This window comes from Aeromonas sp. 1HA1, from assembly GCF_029237385.1.
Classification (GTDB): Bacteria; Pseudomonadota; Gammaproteobacteria; order Enterobacterales; family Aeromonadaceae; genus Aeromonas; species Aeromonas popoffii.
Window position 1 is genome coordinate 1 of the sequence record NZ_JAACGC010000170.1, and the last position, 1,262, is coordinate 1,262.

The window sequence follows — 1,262 nt, forward strand, 5'->3', positions numbered from 1 at the left end:
CCTTACTGATCCCCTCATTTTTTACGACTCAAATAATTCCAAATGTGCGGGAATATAACCGGTGCTGCTTCATGTAATAGGTGAACTTTTCCATCAGTAAGCGAGCATAGGCCTCTTTCATCTTGGGCAGTAATTGGTAATAAATGACCCCCTGCCGGAAGAATGAATAGGTCCGCGTTTTGCTCGTGTTGACCTTGATGGTTCGCTCCAGACCTGCACTATCACCCGCCTTGCCCAGCAGAGTTAACAGCACTATCGCCAGCGCACTGAACAGAAACAGCCGGTCGCGGCGGGCCGGTTTTTTGATATGCACCTCTCCCATCCCCATGCCGAATTTGTAGTCTTTGATGTCACGAAAACTGGTTTCGATACCCCAGCGTTGCCCGTAAAGTTGCAATGCCTTGGCTGCGCTCAAATCGACTCGATTGCTGGCTAAAAACCAGGGTTCTTTCATGCCGCTCTTGTGACAGCAATAGACCCGCTCGACCCGTTGCCGCTGGCCAGTGAGCTCGACCTCTTTGAGTGTACGAGTCCGTCCGGTGGGGGTCAGCCAGTCACTGGCCGGCACTTGCTCCATATCGGGATAGCCAACCAGAATATTTCCTTTAAAACGAATGATATAGGCAAACCCAAGCTCTTGCTCTAGACGCTCAAACAACTCCCTATAGCCAAAGCCACGATCGGCGACCACAGTGACAAATATCCCTTCCGGCAAGGTCTGTTTGAGTTTGGTCAGCAGTGCTTTTTCATGGGTATTGCGCTGACCTTTGAGCCGCGATTTCTGGTGAGTCTGCCACAGTAGCGGTGTATTGCGGCCATGGCTGGTTTGCAGACTGATCACCAGGGTGCTGTGGTCGTCAGCGTCAAACTCGGTCCAGTCCATTGAAACGACGATTTCGGTGCGCTCGGCCACCACATAGGGCACCCAGTCATCAAACATGTTCCAAACGTTGAGTTTGGTGTTGGTGAGCAGGCGGTCGACCTGTTTGACGGCATGCTTTCGCTCCAGCCCATTGGCAAGTGAGAGGCCATTGCCAATGGCATGGATGGCCAACGAACCAGACTCGATAACGCCGAGGGTGGCGTTGGCCAGTGACAAGGCACGCTTGGCATGCATGTCGTGGCCAAATATGTCATCGATGTGGTTAAGGATGATGTCGTGATTGAACATGGCGGGCTGTCGCTCGGTATTCGTCGGTCAATTCAGACGATCATACTCAGAAAGCCGCGCCACGCCTCGCTCATATGAGGGGATGGCTAAG

The 1,262-nt window shown here is 52.6% G+C and carries 1 protein-coding gene; it reads right to left on the minus strand.

What is annotated here, in order from left to right; translation table 11 throughout:
* Positions 1–28 precede the first annotated feature (28 nt).
* Complete coding sequence (locus GWQ22_RS21430) at positions 29–1,171, minus strand: IS4 family transposase (protein WP_275931620.1); 1,143 nt, start codon at positions 1,169–1,171, stop codon at positions 29–31.
* Positions 1,172–1,262 lie beyond the last annotated feature (91 nt).